The 23,230-nt window shown below is 44.0% G+C and carries 20 protein-coding genes and 1 pseudogene; 1 reads left to right on the top strand and 20 read right to left on the bottom strand.

The window, feature by feature from the left end:
* Positions 1 to 475 precede the first annotated feature (475 nt).
* From ACO1PF_RS04495 to ACO1PF_RS04505, 3 genes are all read right to left on the bottom strand, one after another.
* A complete protein-coding gene (locus tag ACO1PF_RS04495) occupies positions 476 to 1,600 on the bottom strand; it encodes a M20 metallopeptidase family protein (RefSeq protein ID WP_423190144.1) in 1,125 nt (374 codons plus the stop codon).
* 422 nt (positions 1,601 to 2,022) lie between these two features.
* Positions 2,023 to 2,550 (bottom strand): DUF1456 family protein, encoded by a 528-nt coding sequence (locus tag ACO1PF_RS04500; RefSeq protein ID WP_423190145.1) that lies wholly within the window; start codon positions 2,548 to 2,550, stop codon positions 2,023 to 2,025.
* A gap of 665 nt (positions 2,551 to 3,215) precedes the next feature.
* Positions 3,216 to 3,467 (bottom strand): YkvA family protein, encoded by a 252-nt coding sequence (locus tag ACO1PF_RS04505; protein WP_423190146.1) that lies wholly within the window; start codon positions 3,465 to 3,467, stop codon positions 3,216 to 3,218.
* A gap of 489 nt (positions 3,468 to 3,956) precedes the next feature.
* On the opposite strand from ACO1PF_RS04505, the gene ACO1PF_RS04510 reads away from it, so the two are divergent.
* A complete protein-coding gene (locus tag ACO1PF_RS04510; RefSeq protein WP_423190147.1) occupies positions 3,957 to 4,583 on the top strand; it encodes a trimeric intracellular cation channel family protein in 627 nt (208 codons plus the stop codon).
* A 121-nt stretch (positions 4,584 to 4,704) separates the two neighbouring features.
* On the opposite strand, the gene purB is transcribed toward ACO1PF_RS04510, so the two are convergent.
* The 17 genes and pseudogenes from purB to ACO1PF_RS04595 form a co-directional block, all read right to left on the bottom strand.
* A complete protein-coding gene (gene purB / locus ACO1PF_RS04515) occupies positions 4,705 to 6,003 on the bottom strand; it encodes an adenylosuccinate lyase (protein WP_423190148.1) in 1,299 nt (432 codons plus the stop codon).
* A 12-nt stretch (positions 6,004 to 6,015) separates the two neighbouring features.
* Positions 6,016 to 7,143 carry a 5-(carboxyamino)imidazole ribonucleotide synthase gene (gene purK, locus ACO1PF_RS04520; protein ID WP_423190149.1) on the bottom strand — a complete coding sequence of 376 codons (1,128 nt, stop codon included), beginning with the start codon at positions 7,141 to 7,143 and terminating at the stop codon, positions 6,016 to 6,018.
* Complete coding sequence (gene purE, locus ACO1PF_RS04525; RefSeq protein WP_423190498.1) at positions 7,136 to 7,600, bottom strand: 5-(carboxyamino)imidazole ribonucleotide mutase; 465 nt, start codon at positions 7,598 to 7,600, stop codon at positions 7,136 to 7,138. Before purE ends, purK begins: the two co-directional genes overlap by 8 nt.
* Positions 7,601 to 7,675: 75 nt before the next feature.
* Positions 7,676 to 8,932: a phosphoribosylamine--glycine ligase gene (gene purD, locus ACO1PF_RS04530; RefSeq protein ID WP_423190150.1), complete on the bottom strand. Its 1,257-nt coding sequence runs from the start codon at positions 8,930 to 8,932 to the stop codon at positions 7,676 to 7,678.
* A 95-nt stretch (positions 8,933 to 9,027) separates the two neighbouring features.
* Complete coding sequence (gene purH / locus ACO1PF_RS04535; RefSeq protein WP_423190499.1) at positions 9,028 to 10,563, bottom strand: bifunctional phosphoribosylaminoimidazolecarboxamide formyltransferase/IMP cyclohydrolase; 1,536 nt, start codon at positions 10,561 to 10,563, stop codon at positions 9,028 to 9,030.
* Positions 10,564 to 10,638: 75 nt separating this feature from the next.
* Positions 10,639 to 11,190, bottom strand: a pseudogene (purN, locus tag ACO1PF_RS04540) (phosphoribosylglycinamide formyltransferase); the annotation flags it as partial.
* A complete protein-coding gene (purM, locus tag ACO1PF_RS04545) occupies positions 11,156 to 12,190 on the bottom strand; it encodes a phosphoribosylformylglycinamidine cyclo-ligase (RefSeq protein ID WP_423190151.1) in 1,035 nt (344 codons plus the stop codon). The pseudogene purN and the gene purM, both read right to left, overlap by 35 nt.
* 71 nt (positions 12,191 to 12,261) lie before the next feature.
* Positions 12,262 to 13,713 (bottom strand): amidophosphoribosyltransferase, encoded by a 1,452-nt coding sequence (purF, locus tag ACO1PF_RS04550; protein ID WP_423190152.1) that lies wholly within the window; start codon positions 13,711 to 13,713, stop codon positions 12,262 to 12,264.
* On the bottom strand, positions 13,689 to 15,920 hold the full coding sequence (gene purL, locus ACO1PF_RS04555; RefSeq protein ID WP_423190153.1) for a phosphoribosylformylglycinamidine synthase subunit PurL: 2,232 nt from the start codon (positions 15,918 to 15,920) through the stop codon (positions 13,689 to 13,691). The genes purF and purL overlap by 25 nt, the downstream gene beginning before the upstream one ends.
* Positions 15,917 to 16,600: a phosphoribosylformylglycinamidine synthase subunit PurQ gene (gene purQ / locus ACO1PF_RS04560; RefSeq protein ID WP_423190154.1), complete on the bottom strand. Its 684-nt coding sequence runs from the start codon at positions 16,598 to 16,600 to the stop codon at positions 15,917 to 15,919. Before purQ ends, purL begins: the two co-directional genes overlap by 4 nt.
* Before the next feature lie 2 nt (positions 16,601 to 16,602).
* Positions 16,603 to 16,863, bottom strand: a complete 261-nt coding sequence (gene purS / locus ACO1PF_RS04565) for a phosphoribosylformylglycinamidine synthase subunit PurS (protein ID WP_410262347.1) — start codon at positions 16,861 to 16,863, stop codon at positions 16,603 to 16,605.
* A 15-nt stretch (positions 16,864 to 16,878) separates the two neighbouring features.
* Positions 16,879 to 17,589 carry a phosphoribosylaminoimidazolesuccinocarboxamide synthase gene (purC, locus tag ACO1PF_RS04570; RefSeq protein WP_423190155.1) on the bottom strand — a complete coding sequence of 237 codons (711 nt, stop codon included), beginning with the start codon at positions 17,587 to 17,589 and terminating at the stop codon, positions 16,879 to 16,881.
* Between the two features lie 330 nt (positions 17,590 to 17,919).
* Positions 17,920 to 18,645, bottom strand: coding sequence for an amino acid ABC transporter ATP-binding protein (locus ACO1PF_RS04575; protein WP_423190156.1), 726 nt, complete (start codon positions 18,643 to 18,645; stop codon positions 17,920 to 17,922).
* Complete coding sequence (locus ACO1PF_RS04580) at positions 18,638 to 20,095, bottom strand: ABC transporter substrate-binding protein/permease (RefSeq protein ID WP_423190157.1); 1,458 nt, start codon at positions 20,093 to 20,095, stop codon at positions 18,638 to 18,640. Before ACO1PF_RS04580 ends, ACO1PF_RS04575 begins: the two co-directional genes overlap by 8 nt.
* Positions 20,096 to 20,371: 276 nt before the next feature.
* Positions 20,372 to 20,665, bottom strand: coding sequence for a toxin-antitoxin system YwqK family antitoxin (locus ACO1PF_RS04585; RefSeq protein WP_423190158.1), 294 nt, complete (start codon positions 20,663 to 20,665; stop codon positions 20,372 to 20,374).
* 21 nt (positions 20,666 to 20,686) lie between these two features.
* Positions 20,687 to 22,222: a gluconokinase gene (gene gntK / locus ACO1PF_RS04590; protein ID WP_425117363.1), complete on the bottom strand. Its 1,536-nt coding sequence runs from the start codon at positions 22,220 to 22,222 to the stop codon at positions 20,687 to 20,689.
* A gap of 147 nt (positions 22,223 to 22,369) precedes the next feature.
* Entirely contained in the window at positions 22,370 to 23,215 is an 846-nt protein-coding gene (locus tag ACO1PF_RS04595; protein ID WP_423190160.1) for an endonuclease/exonuclease/phosphatase family protein, read from the bottom strand.
* Positions 23,216 to 23,230 lie beyond the last annotated feature (15 nt).

Here is a 23,230-nt window from a genome sequence, read left to right on the forward strand (position 1 = left end):
ACCACTCTTGCCTGGACTATAAAATCTATTAACCATTACAGTTATGTTACAGTTCGTTTCAGACAAATTTTGGACAAGATTAACAGAAATACATGGTTTTTGTGAAACCGATAATAACGACTTATTATACCATTGATGCCTATGAGAACATTATAGGTAAAGCTTCTTACTCAATTTTTTTTTTTGAAAAACAAGTCAGCGTTCTTTTTTGAGCTGTTCACATTAATTCTCTTTAATAAACTCCAGCTTACTTTTAGTAACTTTTTTTATGGGTTCAATATGTAAAAGAACCTCCAGCAGCAGCGCGTGCTGACACTTGAGGCTCTGATTTTTATCTGAATTTCAGATACGTTTTATGCTATGTTCAGAAAGCGATAGGGGCTTTTTATACTCTCCTTGACATAGGGTCCAGATTAAAGAAAAACAGTGTATATTACTGGTTATCTTTTTTATAGAGTCTAACGATTTTCCGTTTTCATTGGTCCGTCATATTTGCGAGCGCCTTAAACATTTCTACTCCACGCAGAATATTTTCATCCCGATAATCATAGGCACTCGTGTGTATTTGGGGGTACTCTTCGCCGTTTCCGATATAGAAAAACGCACCTTTTATACGCTTTGTATAGTGTCCAAAATCTTCGGATCCGCGGTAGGCTTTTTCTAACTCAGTGTACTCATATCCTAATGATTCAGCTGCTTGGTGTACCTTTTCCACGTTTTCTTTATGATTGAATGTTTCAGGAAATTCATCTTGATAAGTAAATGCTACCTGTAATTGTTCTTGTGAGGCTAACTCTTTTGCGAAAGTTTCAACGTTCGCTTGTAACCGGTCTAAATCTTTTTCTGCATACGCACGAATAGTTAATTTCAAATCCCCTTCTCCTGGAGAAACACCAAAAGCTTCGGACCCCAAAGCGATTTGAATGACCGTAGCCAAAACCTCCCCAGTGTACTCTTTTAACTCCGTAAATCCTGGAAGGGCTTGAACCACTTTTGCAATCGCTAAAGCAGGATTTTGTCCATCTTCCGGTTGACTTGCATGGGCTGGTGTCCCTTCAAAATGAATCGTCATTCCTTTAGAAGCAAAATGAGTCGTTCCTTCCCGGGCAGCTATCGCTTGATGAGGAAGACCGCTAAAGTTATGGTATCCATAAATTTCATCGATCTGTTCATCTTCGATCAAATCCACACATTGAATCGCTCCATCACCTGTTTCTTCAGCTGGTTGAAACAAAAAGAAAATGTTGTTTGCTGCTCCTTCTTGATCAACTTCCAAAGCGAATCCAATCATCGTTGCTGCATGCCCATCGTGCCCGCATTTGTGTGCTTTTCCTGGGATTTTAGAAGCCCAAGGTAATTCAATTGCCTCATCCATTGGAAGGGCATCGAAATCTGTACGAAAAGCAATATTCAATCGATCATTTCCAGCTCGATAAACCGCATAAAACCAATTTCCTTTATCTACAACTTCTAGATCCGTTTGTTCTTTTAAAAAATCCATTAACCGTTGCTTGGTCCATGTTTCTTCATTTGAAAGTTCGGGATGTTGGTGTAATTCGTGCCTTAAAGCTACTGCTTTTCTATAATTTTCTTGTTTCATCTGTATGCCCTTCTCTCATTTTACTCGTTGAGTCCGAAATTTCAGATATGTAACAGTGCAAAAGAAACTGTTTGACGAAAATGAAATCTGTTAAGACGTCCTCCTGTTTCAATCAAAAAACAAAGCGTATTTGCGCATTATACTAACGCTAAAGAGGTGAAATAGCAATTCATATTCTTTATAGACACCGCTCCTCACTTTCTCGCTATTTTCAAAAGACAGGAAACCCTAAAGGATTTGTATGATTCTTCAAAAGAATATATTTCATTTTATAATCATAGTCGTTATCAAAAAAATTAAAGAAGATGACCCCGATAAGCTAATGGGGTCATCTTCTTTGGACTGCATAGTGTCGTTTTTTAAAAGTGTATAGTTTAAAGGTAGTCATTCACTGGGATACTTTCAAATTTTCATTGAAAGTATTACTCTCCTCTATATTTCAAGGTCAGTCCCTTGAGGAAATTCCTTGCGTATCTATCCCCGCATTCCTGATAATTGCGGTGATCTTCTTTTCTCAAAACGGCACTCAACTCACCTTTTGAAATACTGACTCCGGCATCATCAAGAATATCCAAAACATCTTCATTTGTAAGCGATAAGGCAACTTTCACTTTTTTCAGCAAAATATTATTGACGTCTTTACTGTGTTTCAAAGAGAACGTCATTTTTACTGGTTCTCCCGTTTTTGATACTTGTCTCCCTCTTTTATAGACGATCAATCCATTGAGAAAAGATTCCAGCATCAGATCTGTACAATCTTCCTTGTACAGATTTTCTGAGAATTCATCTTCTTCATCCACCTGAATATCTTTTTCATCCTGTTTTGAAAGGAGTTGTCTCACTTCTTGCATGGGTATCTCCATTTCACCCAATTTAAAAATCTCTACCATTTCTGAATCCTTTAACTCCAGCGCATAGCGCAGTCGTAGCAATCGGTCATTATTATTCATTGTTTCAGCACCTTCCTGATCATAATCATCATGTGTTTTCTACTATAGTATACCGGGAACGGGCATTAATTTAAAATGAATTTCAGTGGGGATCACCAAAACTCATCGTTCCTAAACAAACAGCTTAATATCTAGTCCTGTATTTTCGAATTCCATGGTCTATATGAGTACATGTTCCCTTGATTTGACATAATAACTGTACCGAATAAATGGATAACATCTGTGTTGTGAATTTAGTGTTCCAAACCAATATTAAAAAGAAAGCCACCCACGTATTTAAACGGAATCAAATCCAGTCGGTATTAACGAAATTTTTTTTTGGATAATGACCATGAAAGGTGCTGTATCATCAGCATGATTTATGTGAGCATATTTCTGGCTATAATTTATGTGTTGATTATTTCTCCAGCCAATATCGTCTTAGCTTTCCTGATCGATGCAGGTATTGCTGAATTGTCTGGGACCTTTACATTATCTTGGACAGTTCTGGCTCTAGTCTCCAACTTAGTACTAGTGATTTGGACCGAACCATATCCGAATGAAAAAAATATATCTAAAAACAAACAACCTACTGATAGTCACTGTCAAAGTGTAACCATCTGCAGGTTGTTTTTATTCGCATATTAAGGAACGTGCTTTGATTCTGTAATGAATATACATCACTTTTAGTTGACTTTTTCAGCTTCTTTTCTGACTCGGACGGGTTCTGAATTTTTGTCACCCGAAAGCAATTTTTCAGCAATGATCAATAAGATGGGCAGAATGACATCATCCGCATAGCCGACCATTGGAATGAAGTCAGGAATCAGATCGATCGGACTGATGATGTAAAGGACGATTCCCAACACCATCACTTTTCTTCTCGTATTGACTTTGGCGTCAAAAAGAGACTCGATCAACATTTTGATTTGCGTCATGGGCGTTCTTCTCTGTTTTTTATAAAGTTTCATCTGTCAGCACCCTTTCATGATTACTTGTTGTTTATTTCGATGTTTTTCAGTCACGTAATTCACATTGGCCTTTATTTTTTTGTACAACAATAGTATAACTTTACCTTTTTAAAAAATAAATCAGTCTTAAGGACTATTTATAAATTATTCACTATTTAGTTCATAATTTCACCTCGCATATTGAATTCTGCTCAACATCATGAGCTAAAGCGTTTCCCTTTTATACACTCTGTTATTTTATTTTTAAATACTTCAAAATGGAAAACGTATTATCTTGCTATATGTTAGACATTCCGGTAGTAAAGTACTAGTATGTATAAGACTTATGAAGAACAAGGGCCAGATCATAACCGCAAAAGTGGTGGGTTCTATAACCATTCTCGAATGGATTAAATCTAAGTAAAAACTAATAAATAACTGAGTAATTTATATAAACAAAAATTTAGGAGTGGTCAAATGACAGTGACATGGGATGTATTGGATATTTTGGGTGCCATAGCTTTTGGGATAAGTGGAACACTGGTTGCTTCAGAAGAGAACTACGATTTATTGGGAGCGTATATTCTGGGGTTCACCACCGCTTTTGGTGGGGGTACGATCCGGAACTTACTGCTAGGAGTATCCGTTGAGGGAATATGGATGCAAAAAAACTTATTCATCATTGCGTTTGTTTCCATCACCTTTGCCTTTTTCTTCCCGCACAAATGGAAGCCCCGTTTTAAGCATAGTGCCGTCTTTTTTGATGCCGTCGGATTGGCTGCGTTCGCAATTCAAGGATCAAATTATGCGGTCTCGATTGAGGCGCCGGTCATTGCCGTTGTGGTTGCTGCTGTCATGACCGGTGTCGGTGGAGGATTGGTACGGGATCTACTTGCCGGACGCAAACCGATGATATTCTATTCAGAAATTTATGCCTTATGGGCTGCCTTAGCCGGGTTATTTATTGGACTTGACTGGATAAGCGGACCTTACGTCGTGACCATTTTATTCATTGCGCTTATCATCTTGAGGGTAGCATCGGTCTATTATAAATGGACCCTTCCCCACTATTTTTCCGCACAAAAGAGGTTTGGTTTTGATTAAACTGAAATTAAGCACACAAAAAAGCACTCTCGTTTCGGACTATACCCTAGCCCGATCGAGAGTGTTTTTTTCTGTGATGCTATCGTCTCTTTGTAGTTGCAATAGTTCACCGGTACTTCGTTCAGTCGCCTAAGCCGACACGTTCAAAGATCTCATCAACATTTTTCAGATGATAAGTGTAATCAAAGGCATCATCCAATTCTTCCTGGTTCAGTAACGACATGATTCTTTCATTTTTTTCCAGTAAGGGCTTGAATGCGGTCTGTTTGTCCCATGCTTCCGCTGTCCGCGGCTGTACCAGATCATAGGCATCTTCTCTGCTCAAGCCTTTATCGATCAGTTTCAACAGCACCCGCTGGCTGTATATCAGTCCAAACGTCGCATTCATGTTCCGTTTCATATTTTCAGGGAACACGGTCAGATCACGTACAATATTGGTAAACCGATTCAACATGTAATTTAAAAGCGTCGTACTGTCCGGCAGTATAATGCGTTCGGCCGAAGAATGGGAAATATCGCGTTCGTGCCATAACGTGACATTTTCATAAGCCGTCATCATATGTCCACGTATAACACGAGCAAGTCCGACCATGTTTTCTGATCCGATCGGGTTGCGTTTATGCGGCATGGCTGATGAGCCTTTTTGGCCTTTAGCAAAGCCCTCTTCTACTTCTCTTGTTTCTGACTTTTGTAGTCCGCGAATTTCAGTCGCAAACTTCTCTACACTGGTTGCAATGAGTGCTATCGAGCTTAAATATTCAGCATGCAGATCACGTGGCAGGACTTGAGTCGAAATTTCTTGTGGACGTGTCCCTAATTTTTCACAGACAAATTTTTCTACGAATGTCGGAATGTTGGCAAAGGTCCCGACTGCTCCGCTTATTTTGCCCGCTTCCACTCCTTTTGCTGCATGTTCAAAGCGTTCGATATGGCGTTTCATTTCAGAATACCAAAGAGCGAGTTTCAATCCAAAGGTGGTCGGTTCGGCATGTACCCCGTGTGTTCGACCCATCGTCACCGTATATTTATGTTCTTTGGCTTTTTCACCGATCACTTCAAGCAATTGCTGCAGGTCATGTCTCAACACATCATTCACTTGTTTCAGCTGGTAACCATAGGCTGTATCCACGACATCAGTGCTGGTCAAGCCATAATGGACCCATTTCTTTTCGTCGCCGAGTGATTCAGAAACCGAACGGGTAAACGCAACAACGTCGTGTTTGGTCTGCTGTTCGATTTCTAGAATGCGCTTGATATCAAACGAGGCATTCTCACGAATTTTCTGAACATCTTCTTTAGGGATCACTCCCAATTCTGCCCAGGCCTCGTCTGCTAAAATTTCAACTTCCAGCCAGGACTGATAGCGGTTTTGTTCTGACCAGAGTTCTTTCATTTCAGGTCTTGAATAGCGTTCGATCATATCGTCAGTCTCCTAATTCCAAATTTTCGTTTCATCAATAGCGTGTAAAGTTTCTTCTATATTATCAGTCAAGATAGTGACGTGTCCCATTTTACGTCCGACTTTGACGCCTATTTTCCCGTAGTCGTGGACATGCCATGATGGCTGAGTGTTGTTCAGCTCCAACGCCTGGTCAAAATGCTCGCCCAGGATATTGATCATCACAGCTGGTTTCAATAATTCGACCTCAGGTAAGGGATACCCGCAGATGGCCCGGATGTGTAGGTCGAATTGAGACTCTGTACAGGCTTCGATCGAATAATGTCCCGAATTATGCGGACGTGGCGCTAATTCGTTGGCGTAGATTTTTCCGGATTCCGTTAAGAACAGCTCCACACCAAGAATCCCCACCAGCTGCATTTTCTCAGCAATGGTTTTTGCCATTCTTTCTGCTTCTTTCGATGTATCTTCTGAAACACGTGCCGGCACTATGCTTTCAAGCAAAATATTATCCTGATGAATATTCTCTGAAACAGGTAGGGTCACGACATCACCCGTTTCATTACGGGCCACCATGATCGATATTTCTTTGTCGAAGGATACCCACTCTTCCAGGACACATGTGCCCTTTCCGAGTAGATCCAACGCTTCTTCAATGTCTGACTGCGACCTCAAAACGACCTGACCTTTTCCGTCGTATCCCCCGCGAATGGTTTTCAATACTGCAGGGTAGCCGAGGGTTTTTAGCCCTTCTGTTAAGTCAGCTTCTGTTTCGATTTTAGCATAGGAGGCAATTGAAATGCCTGCTTTTTTCAAGAATTCTTTTTCATTTAAACGGTTTTGAGTGATCAAAAGCAACTCTGTCCCTTGTGGAATCGCGATAGCGACTTTTTCGAGGACCCGCTCGATCGTTTGGGCATCGACGTTTTCAAATTCGTACGTCAGCACGTCACTGCGCTCGGCCAGTTCTTTCAATGCTTCTAAATCATCGTAGGCGGCTTCGATATGCCAGTCGGCTACCTGAGCAGTTGGACAGTCGGGTGTGGGATCCAAAACAGCTATCCGGTACCCTCTTTCTTTGGCGGAAAAAGCCATCATCCGGCCGAGTTGTCCGCCACCAATGATGCCGATCGTGCTTCCAGGCTTGATTTGTTTAGACAAGAGCGTCACTACTTTCCAATACTTTCTGTTTCATTGCTTCTCTTCTTGAGTCGATTCGTTCAGCGATCTCTAAATCAGTAGCACCCAGTATCTGCGCTGCCAGAAGTCCGGCATTCGTTGCCCCGGCTTTGCCGATCGCGACGGTCGCAACGGGTACGCCGCCAGGCATCTGAACAATGGACAACAATGAATCCAGTCCATTCAAAGCCTTGGATTGCACCGGGACACCGATGACCGGCAGCGTCGTTTTTGCCGCCAGCATGCCCGGTAAATGAGCGGCGCCTCCTGCTCCGGCGATGATCACTTTGATGCCGCGCACTCTTGCCTGTGTTGCATACTCAAACATCAAATCGGGTGTGCGGTGTGCAGAAACGACCTTTTTCTCATAGCCTATCTTCAGTTCGTCCAGCACCTCACACGTGTGTTTCATCGTTTCCCAGTCTGATGTGCTTCCCATAACGACTCCTACTTCGATTGCCAAATCAAACGCCTCCCAGTTTAGTGATCAACTACTCTTTCCTCTAGTTTACTCTTATAGTGCCTTGTTTCCAATATCAGTCCGGTATACACAACCGGTTGTATCCACTGACGCAAGCGCCCGGTAGATGTTATCTTGTGCATCTTTCATCGTTTCCCCTGATGCTTCGACCAAATAAATACGTCCACCATTTGAAACTAATTCGCCCGCTTCTTCTTTGACTCCTGCGAAGTATAAATGAACGCTCTCTGTTGATTCAGGAAGAGTCAACGGGATACTTTTCTGATAGTTTTCCGGGTATCCTTCTGCGGCAACGACAACGCCTAAACTCACCCCGTCTTTTTTCCAGATCAGTTCAGGTTCGTTATCTTCTAATAAATCAGTGATCACCTGAGCCAGGTCAGATTCCAATCGGTTCATCAGTACTTGGGTTTCAGGGTCACCAAAACGCGCATTGAACTCGATCGTTTTAGGTCCTTCGTCTGTCGCCATCACGCCCGCATACAATATACCCACAAAAGGCGTCCCGTTTTCCACCATTCCAACAGCGGCAGGTACCAGAATTCGTTCAACGGCTTCTTTCACGATAGATTCTGCTATGTGCGGCACGGGTGCGTAAGCTCCCATCCCTCCCGTATTGGGTCCTTTATCCCCTTCAAGCAGACGTTTATGGTCTTGAGAAATGACCATCGGGTAAACTTTATCGCCCTTGACGAATGCCATCAGGGAAAATTCTTCGCCTGTTAAGTATTCTTCGATGACCACTCTAGCATTGAGTGCGCCATATTTCTGGTCCAGCATCATATCTTTTAGAGCGTTTAGTGCTTCTTCCTTTGTTTCAGCAACGACGACACCCTTACCTGCAGCCAGGCCATCTGCCTTTATCACGACCGGAACAATCCCTTGCTCGATATACTTGCTTGCTGAAGTGTAATCCCCGAATGACTGATAGTCTGATGTCGGGATCTTATTTTTCACCATCAGTTCTTTTGCAAATTCTTTTGAAGCTTCGATCAATGTCGCAGCTTTTGAGGGACCGAATATTTTCAATCCTTCTGCCTGGAAATCATCTACTATGCCGTTAAACAACGGTATTTCTGGTCCGACGATCGTCCAGGAAATGTTCTCTTTTTTTGCGAAGTTGATCAAAGCCGCGTGATCAGACTGGTCTATCTCCAAAACTTCAATGCCGTCTTTTTTCATACCTGCATTTCCCGGCGCACAAAAAACGGTCTCGACTTGTTCACTTGATAAAAGCTTATTAGCAATCGCGTGCTCGCGACCGCCTCCCCCGACAACTAAAAGTTTCACTGTCTTCTCCCCTTCATAATACCTAATTGTGCTTTTTTGTGCTTTTTTCTGTCTATGTAAAAAGGAAAGAGAGGTTTCCCTCTCTTCGATCAAATTTAATGTCTGAAATGACGCATCGCTGTGAACACCATTGCTATCCCGTGTTCGTTCGCTTTATCGATCGATGCCTGGTCTTTAACACTTCCGCCTGGTTGAATGATGGCTTGAATGCCATGTTCAGCGGCATACTCCACGCTGTCATCCATCGGGAAAAAGGCATCACTCGCAAGAACGGCTTCTTTTGCCTGTTCCCCCGCCTGTTCGATTGCTATTTTCACAGCGCCTATCCGGTTCATCTGACCGGCACCAATGCCTAACGTCTGTTTGTCATTCCCAACGACGATCGCATTGCTTTTAACATGTTTAACGGCTTTCCAGTTTAATTTCATTGCCGCCAACTGTGCCTCAGTCGGTGCTTTTTCTGTCACAACTTTCCATTCAGGCGCTTCTTTTTCGTCGACCATATCTTGATCCTGAACCAGCAGGCCGCCTAAAACAGAGACCGTTTCTTTTCCGCCTTTTCTCGCTTCTGAAAAATCCAGTTCCAATAGCCTGACGTTTTTCTTTTTAGTTAATAGCTTCAAGGCATCTTCAGAATAACTCGGCGCGATGACGATTTCTAAAAAGATTTTGTGCAATTTTTCAGCTAAAGCTAAGGATACTTCTGCATTCACGACGACGATGCCGCCAAAGATCGACATCGGATCCGCTTCATATGCCCGGTCAAACGCTTCTTCGACCGTCTGGCCGATGCCAATACCACAAGGATTCATATGTTTGAGTGCGACGGCGACAGGCTCATCAAAATCACGGGCGATTCGAATCGCTGCATCTGCGTCTTTGATGTTGTTGAAGGACAATGCTTTCCCGTGCAGTTGCTTGGCTTTCGCTATAGAATAGCTTGAGGCCAGCGGTTCTTCATAAAAGACTGCTGTCTGATGACTGTTTTCTCCGTATCGCAGCGTTTGTTTATGGTCATACGTGTGTGTCACTGTTTCCGGTTCAGTTTCTCCAGTTAAAGCCGTTAAGTATTCAGCAATCAGCGCATCATAACTCGCTGTGTGTCGGAAGACTTTTGCGGCTAGTCGTTGTCTAGTTGCTATCGACGTTTCCCCGTTTGTTTCGAGTTCTGCGATCACCTCGTTGTAGTCGTTGGAATCGACTACAACTGTCACTGAAGCAAAGTTTTTCGCCGCACTGCGCAGCATGCTCGGTCCGCCGATATCGATCTGTTCGATGGCTTCTTCAGGAGTCGTCTCTGTTTTTTTGATGGTTTCTTTGAATGGATAAAGATTCACACAGACAAAATCGATTGGTTGAATGTTGTGCTCGTCCATCGCCTTCATGTGGCTGTCCAGGTCACGGCGTCCAAGCAAGCCGCCGTGAATAAGCGGATGCAGTGTCTTCACGCGTCCGTCCATCATCTCAGGAAAACCGGTCACTTCTTCAATGGAAAGCGTGGAAATACCCGCTTCATCTAAAACCCGCTTCGTCCCGCCGGTCGATATGATTTCTATGTTCTGTTTTACTAATGCTTTTGCAAAAGCTACTATGTCTGTTTTGTCTGATACACTAATGAGTGCGCGTTTCATAATGGCATGCTCCTTTTGCAGCTTTTTAATATACGTTTGAATGACTTCCGGAAACAACTCATGCTCGATTGCATGTATTTTCCCTTCTAATAATTCTATCGCATCGCCTTGATGAATGGCAACTTTTCTTTGAGCCAGTACCGGACCTGTATCGATTCCCTCATCCACTAAATGGACCGTTACGCCGGTTTCAGTCGCCCCGTCATTAAACGCATCTTCAATGCCCTGTCTTCCGGGGTATAGTGGCAAGAGTGATGGGTGGATGTTCACGATTCTTTTCGGGTATGCTTTCAAGAGCGTGGCTCCAACGATCCGCATGTAGCCGGCCAGTACAATCAGTTCAACTGACGCGGCTTGCAGATGATCCAGTACTTCCGTTTCATAGGCTGTTTTTGACTCAAACGCTTTCGGCCGAAAGGTGATAGCTGAAATGCCTAACCGTTCTGCTCTCTTTAAAACATAAGCTTCTGGTCGGTCACACACCAGCAAAGCGATTTCCGCTTCTACTTTGCCGTCCTTTACCGCCCTAACGATCGCCTCAAAATTCGACCCATTGCCGGAAGCAAAAATTGCTATCTTCATAGGCTTATTTTTATTCAAAGGTGATCGCCTCATCTTTATTTTCATGAATTTCGCCGATCGTAACGGCAGATTCACCCGCTTGAGCTAAGCTTTGGAGTACGGCTGCTTCATTTTCTGAAGAGACAGCCAGGACCATCCCGATGCCCATATTAAATATACCGTACATTTCTTCACGTTTCAGTTTGCCATGCTTTTCTAACAATGTGAATATACCAGGAATAGGCCAGGACCCTGTTTTAATCGTCGCAGAAAGGCCTTCCGGCAGCATGCGTGGAAGATTCTCGACAAAGCCTCCCCCAGTCACATGAGAAATGCCGTGCACCCAGTCCTTTTTCAGTAAAGGAAGAACAGATGATACATAGATTTTTGTCGGTTCCAATAACGCTTCCCCAAGCGTCTTGTCTCCCAATTCTTCAAATGTCGATTCATACGTGAATTTATTTTGAACAAAACAGATCTTTCTGACCAGGGAATAGCCGTTTGAATGGATACCGCTTGAAGCAATGCCGATCAGTTTGTCACCATTCTTGACGTGTTCAGGTGTCAAGAGACGACTCTTTTCGACAACGCCTACACAGAAGCCGGCGACATCATACTCATTTTCCCCGTACATATCCGGCATCTCAGCCGTTTCTCCCCCGATCAACCCCGCACCTGCCTGGACGCACCCATCAGAAATGCCCGAAACGATCTGTTCCATTTTTTCTGGAACGTTTTTCCCCGTCGCGATGTAATCCAGGAAGTAAAGCGGTTCGGCTCCCTGAGCTAAAATATCATTGACACACATGGCCACACAATCAATGCCGATCGTATCGTGTTTGTCCTGCTGGATCGCTATTAAAAGTTTAGTCCCTACCCCATCCGTTCCAGAAACTAAAACCGGCTCCTTGACCTTTATTTTTGACAAATCAAACGTACCGCCAAAGCCGCCCAAAGCGCCCATCATTCCCAGTCGCTCGGTACGTTTCGCGTGTTTTTTGATGCGTTCAACTGTTTCGTAGCCCGCTTCTACATCTACTCCTGCATTGGTGTAGGCATTTCCCATTTAATAGCTCCTCCTTATATTCATCACTAACCCTATTATCTATAACCTGTTTCTATTAGCGTCAGACATGATCAAAACATTTGCGGATTGCTTTCTTTGATTTTATTTAATGTCGTCCTATAGTCGACTTCATAATCATACAACGGTGTCGGGTAGTCTCCCGTAAAGTAGGACATGCACAGTCCATTGTGAGGTGCGTCAAATTTCAATCCGATCGACTCGACGGTCCCTTCGATACTTAAGAAGGATAAACTGTCTGCACCGATTTTTTGGCGAATCTCTTCCACCGAATAATCAGCCGCGATCAGTTCTTTCTGGTTTTGGATATCGATGCCGTAAAAACACGGGTATTTCAATGGCGGAGAAGAAATACGGACATGAACTTCCGCCGCTCCTGCCTCTTTCAGTAACTGAACGATGCGTTTACTCGTCGTTCCGCGCACGATCGAATCATCGACCATGATCACCTTTTTCCCGGCCACGACGCCTCTAACGGCAGACAACTTCATGCGGACGCCCTGTTCTCTCAACTCCTGCGTCGGCTGAATGAACGTGCGGCCGACATACTGATTCTTGACCAGACCCATTTCATACGGGATGCCGCTCTCTTCAGCGTACCCACTTGCCGCAGACAACGAAGAATTGGGAACTCCGATAACCATGTCTGCATCCACTGGCGATTCTTTTGCCAGTCGTTTGCCCATGTTTTTACGTGCCGTGTGGACATTGACTCCACCGATGTTTGAATCCGGTCGGGCAAAGTAAATGAATTCCATTGAACAGATCTGCGTCACTGTCTGATCAGTATAGGTATCGATGGTATAGCCGGAATCATCTATAGTCACTATTTCTCCTGGCTGAACGGAACGGATAAACTCTGCACCGACCACTTCTAGCGCACAGGTTTCACTCGCCAGCACATAAGCACCATTTTCCATTTGTCCGATCGACAAGGGGCGAAATCCGTTTGGATCAAGCGCACCAATCAGCGCATCAGGAGTCAGCATCACATACGCAAAAGCCCCTTTTACTGTATTCAGACTTTCTTTGATGCGTCCCATCAACGTAGCCTGCTGGCTGCGCCTTATTAGATGCATCAGCACTTCCGTATCGGAATTTGAATGAAAAATAGCTCCCTTATCTTCTAATTCCTTGCGCAGGCTCAGCGCATTGATCAAATTGCCGTTATGCGCCAGCGCGATTTCTTCATCATGAAATTTGAATAAGAACGGTTGGATATTCAAAATACTGTTGTTGCCGGCTGTACTGTAGCGGACATGTCCGATTCCTGCGTCGCCAGCCAGTCCTTGTAAGTCTCTTTCATCTTTGAACACTTCAGACAGTAATCCGAGATCTCTATGCCCTTTCAAGCGACCCTTATGCTTCGTGACGATCCCGGCACCTTCTTGACCGCGATGCTGCAGACTGTGGAGTCCGAAGAAATTTAACTGCGCTGCATCCGAGTGTCCCCAAACTCCAAACACGCCACATTCTTCATTTAAACTTTTGACTTCAGCAACCATGGAATCGCTCCTTCCCAAATCTGTTTCAGTTCGTGCACGTTCAGTTCCAATTTTTCATCCTGCGTTTGAATCACTGCGATCCCTGTATCAGTCACTTCTCCGATTTCTGCTGCATCTGCTCCGAATAAAGCTTGGACGTTTTCAGCCGATTCCGGTTTAACTGACAAGACAAACCGCGAAGGCGATTCGGAAAACAGCCATTCTTTTGGCAGGTCTACTTTTACATCTAGACCATATTCATTTGAGAATGCTGATTCTAGAATAGCCACGGCCAGTCCACCTTCAGAACAGTCGTGGGCACTTTCGACCCAGCCGTTACGGATCGCTTTCAGCACTTTGTCTTGGATCATTTTTTCTTTCATTATATCAAAAGCGAACAATTCACCTTCGATTCTTCCCAATTGCATTTTCTGTAGTTCCGACCCATTAAAATCAGCTTTTGTTTCGCCGATCGTAAAGATTTTATCGCCAGCTTTTTTGAAATCAGCCGTCGTAACATGATTCAAGTCTTTGACCAGTCCGACCATTCCGATCATAGGTGTCGGATAAATCGCTTCCCCGTTGGTCTCGTTGTATAAAGAAACATTTCCTGAGATAACAGGCGTTCCTAATGTCTCACAGGCTTTGGCAATACCGTCTGCTGATGTCCAGAGTTCCCAGAACACTTCCGGCTTGTCCGGATTACCGTAATTCAGGCAGTCTGTAATAGCCAACGGTTCGCCGCCACTCGCCACAATGTTTCTGGCTGCTTCTGCCACTGCCATCTGTCCACCCATTTCCGGATTCAAGAACAGGTAACGGGCATTGCAATCCGTCGTCATGGCCAGTGCTTTTCGTGTGCCGCGGATACGTAAAACTGCCGCATCACTCCCGGGTCCAACCACTGTATTGGTTCGAACCATCGAATCAAAGGTCTCATAAATCGATTTTTTAGACGCGATCGTCGGCTGCTGCAGGAGCTGTCTTAAAGTCACCCCGGCATTTTCAACAACAGGTTCGAAAGCTTTCATTTCTTTGAATCGCTGGATACGCGCAGGTTCGACATATTCTTTATGATAGACAGGCGCATCTTCCGCCAGGGCGTCAACGGGTAGGTCCGCGACCTGTACCCCTCTATGATACAAACGGTATTGCCCATCATCTGTAACGTGTCCGATATTGACGGCATCGAGTTCATACCGTGAAAACAATTCTTTGACACGTTCTTCAGACCCTTTCGTCACACAAATCAGCATGCGTTCCTGTGACTCGGACAACATCATTTCATAAGGGGTCATGTGCGTTTCACGCTGTGGCACGTCATCTAAATTCAGGACCAGTCCGCTGCCCGCTTTCGAGGCCATCTCAGCACTGGACGAAACCAGTCCGGCGGCTCCCATATCCTGAATGCCGACCAAAATATCACTGTGATCCTGGATCAGTTCCAGACACGCTTCCAACAACAATTTCTCCATAAACGGATCGCCGACCTGAATAGCTGAACGTTCGGATTCTTCGCCATCACTGAACTCTTCAGAAGCGAACGTCGCACCATGGATCCCGTCTCGACCGGTTTTAGCGCCGACATACATGATCGTATTGCCGACTCCTTTAGCCTGTCCTTTTTGAATATCTTTATGATCGATCAGTCCGACACACATTGCATTTACGAGCGGGTTGCCTTTATAAACGGGATCAAAGCCGATTTCTCCACCGACCGTTGGAATACCGATACAATTACCGTATCCACCGATACCGGCCACAACTTCTTCCAGCAAGTATTTAGTTCGTTCATTATCCAGTTCACCAAAACGCAGGGAATCAAGCAACGCGATCGGACGCGCACCCATACTGAAAATATCACGGATGATGCCGCCTACACCGGTCGCTGCGCCTTCATATGGTTCGATCGCCGAGGGATGGTTATGGCTTTCCGCTTTAAAAACGACTGCCTGGTTATCACCGATATCTACGATCCCGGCGCCTTCTCCCGGCCCCTGAAGGACATGAGGCCCGTTTGTTGGGAATTTACGCAGAACCGGTTTTGAATTTTTATAAGAACAGTGTTCGCTCCACATAACTGAAAAAAGTCCGGTCTCCGTGTAATTCGGCAGACGACCCAGGATGTCTTCAGCTATCATGTGATACTCTTCATCAGTGAGTCCCCACTGTGCATAGATACGTTCGTTTTTAATCATTTCTGCTGAGGGTTCATGAATGGTTTTCATACTTCTGTAGTCTCCTTTGCAAAGTTCTTGACCATCGACTCAAAAAAGCGCAGACCGTCACTTGATCCAAGCAAGTCTTCAACAGCTCTTTCAGGATGGGGCATCATACCAAGGACATTGCCTTTTTTATTGATAATGCCGGCAATATTTTCGACCGACCCATTGGGATTTTCAGACGCATAGGTAAAAACGATCTGGTTATTGGCTTTTAAATCAGCCAGCGTGTCGTCGTCACAATAATAATTACCTTCGCCGTGAGCGATCGGGATGGTGAGAACTTCGTCTTGCTCATATTCTGAAGTAAATTTAGTATTTGTGTTTACCACTTTCAGCTCGGTCGTCTTGCAGATGAAATGCAAGTTTTTATTGCGCTGCAGGGCACCCGGGAGGAGACCGGCTTCGACTAGGATTTGAAAACCATTGCATGTTCCAAACACAAGTTTTCCTTCATCAGCGAATCGCTTCACTTCACTCATGACATTGGAAAAACGGGATATTGCGCCACACCTCAGATAATCTCCATATGAAAAACCACCAGGAAGGAGCACCCCGTCAAAGCCAGCTAGACTTGTTGCGGTATGCGGAACATATTCTGCTTCTTCGCCCACACCGTCTCTAATTGCATGAAGCAGATCGACATCACAATTGGAACCGGGAAATTGAATCACTGCAAATCGCATGCTTAAACCGTCTCCTTTACTTCTTCGATTTCATAACGGTACGTTTCCATGACCACATTAGCCAGCAGCTTGTCACACACTGTTTCGATGACCTCTTCGACTGAACGTTCTTCATGTTTGGACACCTTTATTTCAAAATATTTGCCGATGCGGATATCGTCGATTTCATCAAACCCCATTCGATGAACGGCACCTTTGACCGCTTCACCTTGAGGGTCCAAAATAGATTCTTTATAGGTTACATAAACTTTTACGTTATACATGCGTCACTACTCCTTTTAAAGTTGGTTTAAGCGATTCAATACTTCCTGGTACAAGGGAATGATGTCTCCACGGTCTTGTCTGAAAACATCCTTATCCAGGCTATCGTTCGTCTTTAGGTCCCATAAACGACACGTGTCTGGTGAAATTTCATCAGCCAGTATGATAGTGCCCTCTTTTGTTTTTCCGAATTCCAGTTTGAAGTCAACCAGTCTGATTCCTGCTTGTTTGAATAAAGATATCAATGCCTGATTTATGTGTCGTGCCTGTTTCTTCAATTCTGCCACTTCTTCTTCCGCCGCAAGTTCAAGTGCCAGAACATGATCATCGTTGATCAATGGATCGTTCAGAGCGTCTTCTTTCAAATAAAATTCCAAGACTGGAAACGGCAGGTCTTTTCCTTCTTCTACGTCTAAACGCCTGGAAAAGCTTCCCGCTGCAACGTTTCGTATCACTACTTCCAGTGGAAACATTTCTACCTTTTCAATGGCCTGATCCGTGTCGGACAGTCGCTCGATGAAGTGACTGGGAATACCTTTTTCCTTCAACTTTTCAAAGATCAGACTCGTGATTTGATTGTTCAGTTCACCTTTACCTGCTATGGTTTCTTTTTTCGCTCCATTGCCTGCGGTGGCCTGGTTTTTATAGGTGACCCATAATACATCGGGTTCAGTGGTTTCAAATAGTTGTTTTGCCTTTCCTTCGTAAAGAATCCCTCTTTTTTCCAACAGAATACTCCTCCTCGACTTATCTCTTAAACACGAACATTAGGCGCAATTAATTTAAGCATCGTTCTTATCTATCAATGTGTCTTCATCATAATTAATATAATTCTATGAGTCAACCTTTCTGTGGATATTTTCTTTTAATTTTTGTCTATCGTTCGTCTTTTATCCTTAATCATTCTTTTAAATTAACAAAATTCAACAAAGCGGCGTTAAAAGCGAATATCATTCTCATATACAGTAAAAATCTGCAATAAAATGAGCTTGATGATTTAGTGCATAGATTAAAGCACAAGCTTTCGGTTTTTCACCGGAAACTTGTGCTCATTATGCTTATAATACTTTTGCTAAAAAATCCTGTGTGCGTTCATGTGTCGGATGACTAAAGATATCTTCCGGTTTACCTTGTTCGACGATATATCCACCGTCCATAAAGAGCACACGGTCGGCCACTTCTCGGGCAAAACCCATCTCATGTGTGACCACGACCATCGTCATTCCCGATCGGGCTAGATCTTTCATGACTTTCAACACTTCTCCAACCATCTCAGGATCGAGCGCCGATGTGGGTTCGTCAAACAGCATCACATCAGGATCCATCGCCAAGGCACGGGCAATCGCTACACGCTGCTGCTGGCCACCGGATAAACTGGCAGGATACGCTTCGACTTTGTCTCCCAGACCCACTTGTTCAAGGAGCTCTACCGCTCTCTTGTCAGCAGCGTCCTGCGAGATCCCTTTCGACTTGACCGGCGTAATCGCCAAATTCTGTTTAGCCGTCATGTGGGGGAACAAGTTAAACTGTTGGAACACCATGCCCATTTTTTGACGCAGCTGATTGAGTTCCGTTTCTTTTAACCCGGTCAGAGTCGTGTTCTCAAACACGATCTCCCCATCAGTTGGTTCTTCAAGCAAGTTCAAACAACGAAGAAAAGTTGATTTGCCGGAACCCGAAGGTCCGATCACTACAACCACTTCTCCTTTTTTAATTTCTTCATTGATATCCTTTAACACAACATTTTTTCCAAATGATTTTTTTAAATGATTTACTTTAATCATGATTCATTCTCCCTTCGTAGTAGTTCAAGAGTTTTGTTAAGCTAAAGGTCAACGTGAAGTAGATAAGCATCGTGATGAAGAGAGGTAAAATACCCTGGAAGGAGATCGAACGAACCACACGGGTTTGAAAGATCAGTTCCCCTACACCGATGACGGATACGATTGATGATTCTTTAATGATCGTAATGAATTCATTCCCGAGCGCCGGCCAAATGTTCTTCAATGCCTGCGGGAAAATGATGTGACGCAACGCGTCGTTTTTGCTCATTCCTAAACTTCGAGCCGCTTCTTCCTGTCCTTTATTCACCGAGTTCAAACCACTTCTTATGATCTCAGCAATATACGCTCCGGAGTTCAGCGATACAGCTATGATCCCGGCAGTCAATGCAGGTAAGTTGAAAAACATCCCGGAAGCAAAGTAGATAAACATGACTTGGATCAGCATCGGTGTGCCACGAACGAATTCGATATAAGCCGTCGCTAATGCTCTGAATAAAAATCTTTTTGACAGACGCATCAAAGCGAGAATGGCGCCTAGAATAAGTCCGAAAAATACTGCGACAGCGGAGATGAGCAGGGTGATTTTAGTCCCATCCCAGAAATATCTCCAGTAATCTGAAACAAAACCGGATTCTTCATCACCCTGGGCCATATATTCGCCGGCTACAACGAGATAGTCTTCCGTTAAATTCTGCTCTTCAATTTCCGCTAAACTCTGATTGACTGCTTCTACTAACGAATCTTCCCCTTGTCTGAAAGCAACGGCTGAGCCCGCATCATCGTCTTCCATTTCAAATTCACCGACAAAAGTGAATAAATCTTCATCACTACCCGCATGCGCTTCTGCATTAGGTCCTTGCATGACGATCGCTTCGATACGGTTGGTTTTCAAAGCCAGCAGCAGATCACTCAAGTTAGTTAAACTCATAATTTCCGCATCATCTATCTGATCCGCCAAGCCTTCTTGTAAAGAGCTGGATTGAGCACCGATACGCAACCCCTTCAGTGACTCCAGTGACGTATATACTTCTTGATCTTCGGTTCTTACCATAATATTTTGAAACGTTTTAAAGTAAATTTCAGAAAAGTCGACACTTTTTCGACGCTCTTCTGTGGGCGTCATCCCTGCAATGACTAGATCAACATTTCGCGCCTCTAATGCCGGCAGCAGACTGTCAAAACCAATGTCTTTAATTTCCAGTTCCACACCCAAGTCATCCGCTATTTTTTGGGCAATCATCATGTCCATACCAACGACCTGACGTTTGCCGTCTACCTCAGCATAAAACTCAAACGGTGGAAAGTCAGCACTTGTCCCAACAACCAGGACCCCTTCGTCCTGTACGCGCTCGAGAGCGGATCCGTCTTCTGCCGACACATGATCTGACGGTATGAACAGACCGGTCAACACAAGTAGAAATATCAGTACCCCTTTTACACTCTTTTTCATCTCATTCTCCCCTTTGTTGTCTTTCATTAATCAACTTAAAAAGTATCATACCACCGTAAAAGTAATTATGCAATATAATTATAAAATAAGAATAAATAATAACGTTTACATACCTTTAATGCATATTTAATGCATAAAAAGAGTAATCATGCATTCGATTATTCAAAAAAAGAGTTGCCAGCGCGTCTGATTTTTGGAGCACGTTTATGAGCGATCAAGCAAAAAAAGCGAAAGAAGCTGGGACATAAGTCCCAGCCTCTTTCGCCACATCATAGTTTAATTCAGCATCTTGCCATCTTTAAATTCTTCGTCATATTCGATCTGATCGTCTTTAGAGTAACGGATCCAGCGGCCGTTTTTCTGGTTCTCTTTGAAATTACCCACTTGCCATAACTCACCCGTCTGCCTGTAGAAAACCCATTCCCCTTCCATTTCCCCATCAATATAAGGACCTTTGGATTTTACTGTGCCATCTTTGAAATAATAAGTTAGGAAGTCGCCTTTTAGCTCATAAACTTTCTGTCCATTTGCATACGTCTTTTTTTCCAGCATTTTAGTCGAAGGAATCATTCCTTCTTCTCTCCTTTCGGCTCATTTATATGTTTTCTGAAAAGCAGTGAGACTGTCATATTCTTCTTCAAACAGGTGACTTAACCGATGATAAATTGGCATGAGCTTTTTGTAGATGGCCACGACATCCGGATTCGGTTCAGTGGTTTCTTTCATTTCCACCATGTTTTTCACTTCAGATAGATCATCGATATCTCCCAGCGCATACCGTCCCAAGACAACGGCACCCAAGCAGGCACTTTCTCCTGTTTGTGGAATATGTATTTCCTGATCAAAAACATCGGCCAACATCTGGACCCATACTTCTGATCTCACAAAGCCGCCGGTCGCATGTACTTTCTTTGGTCGTCCGATCAGTTCTTCCAAAGCTAAGAAGACTGTATACAAATTCATATTTATACCTTCCAACACGGCCCGCATCATGTGTGCTTTTTTGTGATGCATCGCTAAGCCGTAAAAAGAACCCCGGGCATTAGCATTCCAGGAAGGCGCACGTTCGCCTGATAAATATGGATGGAATATAAGCCCGTTCGATCCCGCTTGAACAGTCGCCATTTTTTCCGTTATGACATTATATGGATCTATGCCGCGGGTTTTTGCTTCTCCTATTTCTTCCTGGCATAACTCATCTCTCAACCAGCGCAATATCATGCCGCCACTGTTGACAGGTCCGCCGATGACCCAGTGATTTTCAGTTAACGCATAACAGAAGATTCTGCCTTTTGCATCCGTCACCGGTTTATCCGTCACTGTTCGAATCGCACCGCTGGTTCCGATGGTTAAGGCGACGACACCCTCATCGATCGCGTTTACGCCTAAATTGGCCAGACACCCATCGTTAGCTCCAATGACGACAGGCGTGTCTATAGCGACTCCCATTACTTGAGCATGCGCTTCATTCATTCCGGTAAACACTGACGTCGTTGGGACCAGTTCAGATAATTTCTCACTGGTTATTTGAGCTGTTTCCAGTGCTTCTTCATCCCAATCCAAGGTATGCATGTTAAAAAGACCCGTCGCAGACGCAACAGAATAATCCACGACATACTTATCGAAAAGATGATAAAAGACATATTCTTTGATCCCGATAAACCGGTGAGTCTGTTCAAAAATAGCAGCTTTCTCTGCTTTTAACCACATGAGTTTCGTGAGCGGTGACATAGGATGAATGGGTGTGCCAGTTTTTTCATAGATCGACTGGCCGTTCGTTTCCTTTAACTTAACAGCGTAAGGCTCGCTTCGCTGGTCCGCCCATATGATAGAAGCCGTTAAGGGTTTTCCGCTGGCATCCACCGCTATAAAACTGTGCATGGCTGCACTGAAAGAAATCAGCTGGATGTCGTCTTTTGATACTTCTGATTTTTCCATCAATGTTTTGACCGAAATCATGACCGCTTTTACTATTTCATCAGGGTCTTGTTCCGAGGCCTGCGGTTCTGGATGGTACATCGGATAGTCGACTGATGCCTGACTTATATTTTTACCTTTTTTAGAAAAAAGGACAGCTTTTGTACTCGTGGTTCCAATATCTACACCAATGGCATAGTGACTCATTATGACCCTTCTTCCTTCAACACTTTCGTATAGCCAGTATAGCATCCCAAACTTGCTCGGACCACTTCCTTGTTGCAAAAGAAAAGCATACAAGACGAAAGCGATCCGTCTTGTATGCTTTATGATTTTTTTGATTATCCAGAACGCCAATTACGCTTCATTCAGTGTTGCTTCAACTCCGAAATGGTCACTGACCACCGGACCATTTTGACCGTCGAAGACTATGCGGTAAGCAGCAATCTCTTTTTCGCTGTCAGCAAAGATATAATCTATGCGCTTTTCTTCCGCATGATCATCCCAGCCGTCGATGGCACTCGATACCGTGGCTTCTCCAATTCTTTCTTTAGCTTCCGTGAAAGCATCAGTCAGATACGGCGCTGTTTCTTTGATGTAGTCATAACCTTCCCGAGACACAGACGCTTCATTGTTGAAGTCTCCCATAATCAGGAGCGGTGAACTTTTCGCATCCTCAACTGATTCAAGCGTCTGATCCCATTCGTGTTTAAACAGTCCATCACCTGATGCATCTTGCCACCAGGAGTAATGGCAGGAAACAACGGTCCAGCTCTCTTGTTCACTCAAAGTTGTAGCTTTCAAAAGACGCCTCGTATAATGATGGGCATAGTCTTTACATTTTGACACGCGTATACTCTGCGCTTCAATTGGATATCTAGAAAGAATCGCTACCCCTTCATCATAGGTATCATACCCAATATGGTTGGCTGTCCAGCTCCAGAAATAAGGCAGTCCTTTAGCCCGTAACCCTTCAACGATAAGCAAGGCAAAGTTATCTGCTTTTATCTCCACGTCAGGATGGTCTCCGGTCGGTCTGACAAAGGTCGAATCGGTTACTGCTTCAGCGTCCATCGATTGATTGATCTCCTGCAGCGCTATAAAGCTATATCCATTTACGGCGATCCAGTCAATGAGTTGACCTATTTTTTTTAATGGATCTTCTTCCATCCACGCATGCGTGTTAAGTGTTAAGACTTTCATCTGTTAGTCTCCTTA

The sequence above is a fragment of the Alkalibacterium sp. f15 genome (assembly GCF_049389645.1).
Taxonomy (GTDB): Bacteria; Bacillota; Bacilli; order Lactobacillales; family Carnobacteriaceae_A; genus Alkalibacterium.

Bases quoted from the DNA above. Each gene is read 5' to 3' on its own strand.
- ACO1PF_RS04495 (WP_423190144.1), bottom strand. From the start codon at position 1,600: ATGAAACAAGAAAATTATAGAAAAGCAGTAGCTTTAAGGCACGAATTA.
- ACO1PF_RS04500 (WP_423190145.1), bottom strand. From the start codon at position 2,550: ATGAATAATAATGACCGATTGCTACGACTGCGCTATGCGCTGGAGTTA.
- ACO1PF_RS04505 (WP_423190146.1), bottom strand. From the start codon at position 3,467: ATGACGCAAATCAAAATGTTGATCGAGTCTCTTTTTGACGCCAAAGTC.
- ACO1PF_RS04510 (WP_423190147.1), top strand. From the start codon at position 3,957: ATGACAGTGACATGGGATGTATTGGATATTTTGGGTGCCATAGCTTTT.
- purB (WP_423190148.1), bottom strand. From the start codon at position 6,003: ATGATCGAACGCTATTCAAGACCTGAAATGAAAGAACTCTGGTCAGAA.
- purE (WP_423190498.1), bottom strand. From the start codon at position 7,600: ATGGGAAGCACATCAGACTGGGAAACGATGAAACACACGTGTGAGGTG.
- purH (WP_423190499.1), bottom strand. From the start codon at position 10,563: ATGAAACGCGCACTCATTAGTGTATCAGACAAAACAGACATAGTAGCT.
- purM (WP_423190151.1), bottom strand. From the start codon at position 12,190: ATGGGAAATGCCTACACCAATGCAGGAGTAGATGTAGAAGCGGGCTAC.
- purF (WP_423190152.1), bottom strand. From the start codon at position 13,713: ATGGTTGCTGAAGTCAAAAGTTTAAATGAAGAATGTGGCGTGTTTGGA.
- purL (WP_423190153.1), bottom strand. From the start codon at position 15,920: ATGAAAACCATTCATGAACCCTCAGCAGAAATGATTAAAAACGAACGT.
- purQ (WP_423190154.1), bottom strand. From the start codon at position 16,600: ATGCGATTTGCAGTGATTCAATTTCCCGGTTCCAATTGTGATGTCGAT.
- purS (WP_410262347.1), bottom strand. From the start codon at position 16,863: ATGTATAACGTAAAAGTTTATGTAACCTATAAAGAATCTATTTTGGAC.
- ACO1PF_RS04575 (WP_423190156.1), bottom strand. From the start codon at position 18,645: ATGATTAAAGTAAATCATTTAAAAAAATCATTTGGAAAAAATGTTGTG.
- ACO1PF_RS04580 (WP_423190157.1), bottom strand. From the start codon at position 20,095: ATGAAAAAGAGTGTAAAAGGGGTACTGATATTTCTACTTGTGTTGACC.
- ACO1PF_RS04585 (WP_423190158.1), bottom strand. From the start codon at position 20,665: ATGATTCCTTCGACTAAAATGCTGGAAAAAAAGACGTATGCAAATGGA.
- ACO1PF_RS04595 (WP_423190160.1), bottom strand. From the start codon at position 23,215: ATGAAAGTCTTAACACTTAACACGCATGCGTGGATGGAAGAAGATCCA.